The following is a 5563-nucleotide window of genomic DNA, read 5'->3' as shown; positions in this document are numbered from 1 at the left end:
GGCGGGGGAGGCGCGGGCGTGAGCGGGCCGGGAACCGGAGTCTCCGGGGGAGACACCGGCGTCAGCGACCCGGCGCGGCGGAGCGCACCGCTGCGCGTCGGGAACGCCTCCGGCTTCTACGGCGACCGCCTCGACGCGCTCGCCGACATGCTGACCGGCGGCCCCCTCGACGTCCTGACCGGTGACTACCTCGCCGAACTCACGATGCTCATCCTCGGCCGCGACCGCCTGAGGGACCCGGCACGCGGCTACGCCAAAACGTTCCTGCGGCAGTTGGAGACCGGGCTCGGACTCGCGAGGGAGCGCGGCGTCACCCTCGTCACGAACGCGGGCGGCCTCAACCCGGCCGGACTGGCGGACGCCGTGCGCGCGTTGAGCGACCGCGTCGGCGTGCCCGCGCGGGTCGCCCACGTCGAGGGCGACGACCTCACCGGGCGCGGGGGCTGGGGCGAGGGGGTGCTGACGGCCAACGCGTACTTGGGCGGCGCGGGCATCGCGGAGTGCCTGCGGGCCGGTGCCGACGTCGTCGTCACCGGCCGGGTGAGTGACGCCGCGCTCGTGTCGGGCTGCGCCGCCGCCCACTTCGGCTGGGCCGACGACGACTGGGACCGGCTGGCGGGCGCGGTCGTCGCCGGGCACGTACTGGAGTGCGGCACCCAGGCGACAGGCGGCAACTACGCCTTCTTCGCGGCGGAAGGGATCGACGTGCGCCGACCCGGGTTCCCGCTGGCGGAGATCGCCGAGGACGGCAGCTCGGTGATCACCAAGCACCCCGGTACCGGCGGCGCGGTCACCGTCGGTACCGTCACCGCGCAACTCCTCTACGAGACCGCGGGCCCCCGTTATCCGGGCCCCGACGTGACCGCCCGCCTGGATTCCGTGCGGCTCAGCCAGGCGGGCACCGACCGTGTACGCATCGAGGGCGTGAGGGGCGAGCCGCGCCCCGACACCCTCAAGGTCGGCCTGACCCGGCTCGGCGGCTTCCGCAACGAGGTCACCTTCGTGCTGACCGGGCTCGACATCGACGCCAAGGCCGACTTGGTGCGCGGTCAGATGGAGGCCGCGCTGTCGGGGCCTCGCCGCCCCAGGGAGGTCGCCTGGAGCCTCGCCCGGACGGGCCGCGAGGACGCCGAGGTGCAGGAAGAGGCGAGTGCGCTGCTGCGGCTGGTCGTCCGAGACGACGAAGAGACTGCCGTCGGACGCGCCGTCTCGGGCGCCGCCATCGAGCTGGCGCTGGCCAGCTACCCGGGCTTCCACGTGACGGCGCCACCGTCGCGGGGGGCGCCCTACGGGGTGTTCGAGGCGGCGTACGTCGACGCATCGGCGGTGCCCCACGTCGCGGTGCTGCCGGACGGCAGGCGGCGGGACGTGTCCTTCCCCCCTCCCTCCCCTTCCCGGAACCGGGGGCTCCGCCCACAGACTCCGTCCGGGGGCCTCCGCCCGCAAGCTTCGTCCGGGGGCCTCCTCTCCCAGACTCCGTCCGGGGGGCTCCGTTCCCCGCAACCCCCCGAGAAACGGGAAGGGGAGGGGCCGGGGCAGAACACCCGGCGCGCGCCCCTCGGCGCGATCGCCGGCGCCCGCAGCGGCGACAAGGGCGGCAGCGCCAACATCGGGGTGTGGGCCCGCGACGCGGACCCGGCGGTCTACCAGTGGCTGCGGGAGACGCTCACCGTCGCGAGACTCCGCGCGCTGCTCCCCGAGACAGCCCAGCTTCCCGTCACCCGGCAGGAACTCCCCAACCTCCACGCCCTCAACTTCGTGGTCGAGGACATCCTCGGCGCGGGCGTGGCCGCACAGCACCGCTTCGACCCGCAGGCGAAGGCGCTCGGCGAATGGCTGCGCGCGCGCCACCTCGACATACCGGAGGTCTTCCTCTCGTGACCGTAGGAGCAGGGGCAGCCGGGGCCCTCCGGTCGGCCCTCGACACCAGCGCACCGGAGTACGGCGCGAACCGCGAGGCCATGCTGGGCAGACTGGCCGAGCTCGACGCCGAGCAGGCGAAGGCGCTCGCGGGCGGCGGGGAGAAGTACGTGGCGCGGCACCGCGAGCGCGGCAAGCTGTTGGCCCGTGAGCGCATCGAGTTGCTGCTCGACCCCGACACCCCGTTCCTTGAGCTGTCCCCCCTCGCGGCGTGGGGCAGCGACTACACGACGGGCGCCTCCCTGGTGGCGGGCATCGGCGTCATCGAGGGCGTGGAGTGTCTGATCACGGCGAACGATCCGACCGTGCGCGGCGGCGCCAGCAACCCGTGGACGCTGAAGAAGGCGCTGCGGGCCAACGAGATCGCGTACGCGAACCGCCTGCCGTGCGTGAGCCTGGTGGAGAGCGGCGGCGCGGACCTGCCGAGCCAGAAGGAGATCTTCATCCCCGGGGGCGCCCTCTTCCGGGACCTCACCCGGCTCTCGGAGGCCGGCATTCCCACCGTCGCCGTCGTGTTCGGCAACTCGACGGCAGGCGGCGCGTACATCCCCGGGATGTCCGACCACGTGATCATGGTGAAGGAGCGCGCCAAGGTCTTCCTCGGCGGTCCGCCGCTGGTCAGGATGGCGACCGGCGAGGAGGCCGACGACGAGGAGCTGGGCGGCGCGGACATGCACGCCCGCACCTCGGGGCTGGCCGACCACTACGCGGTGGACGAGCCGGACGCGCTGCGCCAGGCGCGCCGCGTCGTCGCCCGCCTCAACTGGCGCAAGGCGCACCCGGACCCGGACCCGGACACCGTCGCGGAGCCCGTGCACGATCCGGAGGAGCTGCTCGGCATCGTGCCCGGGGACCTCAAGGTGCCGTTCGACCCGCGCGAGGTGATCGCCAGGATCGTGGACGGCTCCGTCTTCGACGAGTTCAAGCCGCTGTACGGGACGAGCCTGGTGACCGGGTGGGCGCGGTTGCACGGGTATCCGGTCGGTGTCCTGGCCAACGCGCAGGGGGTGCTGTTCAGCGAGGAGTCGCAGAAGGCCACCCAGTTCATCCAGCTCGCCAACCAGCGCGACATTCCGCTGCTGTTCCTGCACAACACGACCGGCTACATGGTCGGCAAGGAGTACGAGCAGGGCGGCATCGTCAAACACGGCTCGATGATGATCAACGCCGTCTCGAACTCGAAGGTGCCGCACCTGTCGGTCCTGATGGGCGCCAGCTACGGGGCGGGCCACTACGGGATGTGCGGCCGGGCCTACGAACCGCGCTTCCTGTTCGCGTGGCCGAGCGCCAAGTCCGCCGTGATGGGCCCGCAGCAGCTCGCGGGCGTGCTCTCGATCGTCATGCGCGAGTCGGCCGCCGCGAAGGGCAAACCGTTCGACGAGGAGGCCGACGCCGGGCTGCGCGCCATGGTCGAGCAGCAGATCGAGAGCGAGTCGCTGCCGGTCTTCCTGTCGGGGCGGCTCTACGACGACGGGGTCATCGATCCGCGCGACACCCGCACCGTCCTCGGCATCTGCCTGTCGGCGCTGCACACCGCACCCGTGACCGGGGCCCGCGGCGGCTTCGGCGTCTTCCGGATGTGAGCGGACGGGTGAGGTGCGGATCGAAGGTCACGGACGGACACGACAGGGAGCAGGGAATGATCCATTCCGTACTGGTCGCCAACCGCGGCGAGATCGCGCGGCGCGTCGTGCGCACCTGCCGCGAGCTGGGCATCGCCACGGTCGCCGTCCACTCCGACGCGGACGCCGAGGCGCCCCACGCGCGGGAGGCCGACGCCGCCGTCCGGCTGCCGGGCAACGCGCCGGCCGACACCTACCTGCGCGGCGACCTTCTCGTCGCCGCCGCGCGCGCCGCGGGCGCCGACGCCGTCCACCCCGGCTACGGCTTCCTGTCCGAGAACGCCGGCTTCGCGCGCGCCGTACAGGACGCGGGACTCGTGTGGATCGGCCCGCCGCCGGCCGCGATCGAGGCCATGGCCTCCAAGACCCGCGCCAAGAAGCTGATGGCCGAGGCGGACGTGCCGCTGCTCGCCCCCCTCGACCCGGAAGAGGTCACTCAGGCGGACCTTCCCGTGCTGGTCAAGGCCGCGGCGGGCGGCGGCGGACGCGGCATGCGCGTCGTGCGGGAACGCGCCGCGCTCGCCGGGGCGATCGAGGCCGCACGCGCCGAGGCCGCCGCCGCGTTCGGCGACGGAGAGGTCTTCGTCGAGCCGTACGTCGAAGACGGCCGCCACGTCGAGGTCCAGGTGCTCGCCGACACCCACGGCACCGTGTGGGCGCTGGGCACCCGCGACTGCTCGCTGCAACGCCGCCACCAGAAGGTCATCGAGGAGGCGCCGGCGCCCGGGCTCGGGGACGGGCTGCGCGCCGCGCTGGAGGACGCGGCGACCGCCGCCGCCCGCGCCGTCGGCTACGCGGGCGCGGGCACCGTCGAGTTCCTCGTCTCCGGCCAGGGGCGCCCCTTCTTCCTGGAGATGAACACCCGCCTCCAGGTCGAGCACCCGGTGACCGAGTGCGTGTACGGGCTGGATCTGGTCGCCCACCAGATCCAGGTGGCGGAGGGCGCTCCCCTCCCGGCCGACGGACCCCCGCCGCCGCGGGGCCACGCCGTCGAGGCGCGCCTGTACGCGGAGGACCCGGCCCACGACTGGCAGCCGCAGACGGGAACCCTGTGGCGGCTCCACGTCCCGGGGGACGTCCGCGTCGACTCCGGCGTCGCGGACGGCAGCGAGATCGGCGTGCACTACGACCCGATGCTCGCGAAGGTCATCGCCGGCGCGCCGACCCGTTCCGCGGCGGTACGGAAGCTGGCACGGGCGTTGGAGCAGGCCCAGGTGCACGGGCCCGTCACCAACCGCGACCTGCTCGTGCGCTCCCTGCGCCACCCCGACTTCGCCGCCGCCCGCCTCGGCACCGGCTTCTACGACCGCCACCTGGCCGGGCTGACCGCACCCACCGACGCGGACGCCGACGAAACCGCCCACGCCCTGCTGGCCGCCGCGCTCGCCCACGCCGTACGCGACGAACCGGCCCGCCCCCGCGTCGCCGCCAGGACGGGCGGCTGGCGCAACCTCGCCTCCGCGCCCCACCTGCGGCGGTACGCCGACCGCGACGGAACCGAGCACGAGGTGCGCTACACGTGGGGGCGCGGCGGCCGGCTGACGCCCGTCTCGTCCCCCGACGTGCGGGTCGTCACCGCGCGGGCCGACGCGGTCGTGCTGGAGAGCGGCGGGGTGCGGCGCCGGTACCAGGTCGCCACGTACGGCGACCTGGTGTTCGCCGGCGCGCACGCCTTCACGGCCCTGCCCCGCCTCCCCGAGCCCGAGGACGTGGCGGAACCCGGCTCCCTGCTGGCCGCCATGCCCGGCACCGTCGTCCGCCTCGCGGAGGGCCTGACCGAGGGCAGCACCGTCACCGCGGGGCAGCCCCTGCTGTGGCTGGAGGCGATGAAGATGGAGCACCGGGTGGTCGCTCCCACGGACGGAAGAGTCACCGCGCTGCACGTGGCCGAGGGCAGGCAGGTCGACGTCGGCACCGTCCTCGCCGTCGTCACGGAGTAGGAGCGGCCCGGGCCCGCCCTTCCACGGACGCTTTTTCCCAGCCGGTCCGGCGTCTGAGGACCGGGGTCCGGGGGCGGAGCC

General features: G+C 74.1%; 3 protein-coding genes. All 3 read left to right on the top strand.

The features are described 5' to 3' along the window. The first annotated feature begins 90 nt into the window (after positions 1-90). The 3 genes from AB8Z75_RS31315 to AB8Z75_RS31305 are packed head-to-tail and all read left to right on the top strand — an operon-like array spanning position 91 to position 5482. Positions 91-1881, top strand: a complete 1791-nt coding sequence (locus AB8Z75_RS31315) for an acyclic terpene utilization AtuA family protein (RefSeq protein ID WP_369207940.1) — start codon at positions 91-93, stop codon at positions 1879-1881. Beyond that, positions 1878-3503, top strand: coding sequence for an acyl-CoA carboxylase subunit beta (locus AB8Z75_RS31310; RefSeq protein WP_369207938.1), 1626 nt, complete (start codon positions 1878-1880; stop codon positions 3501-3503). The genes AB8Z75_RS31315 and AB8Z75_RS31310 overlap by 4 nt, the downstream gene beginning before the upstream one ends. A gap of 56 nt (positions 3504-3559) precedes the next feature. Further along, on the top strand, positions 3560-5482 hold the full coding sequence (locus AB8Z75_RS31305) for a biotin carboxylase N-terminal domain-containing protein (protein WP_369207936.1): 1923 nt from the start codon (positions 3560-3562) through the stop codon (positions 5480-5482). The last annotated feature ends 81 nt before the right edge of the window (positions 5483-5563 follow it).

The sequence above is a fragment of the Streptomyces sp. PU-14G genome, assembly GCF_041028275.1.
Classification (GTDB): Bacteria; Actinomycetota; Actinomycetes; order Streptomycetales; family Streptomycetaceae; genus Streptomyces.
Note: the sequence above shows the minus strand (reverse complement) of the source record. Positions and strands in the feature narration are given on the sequence as shown.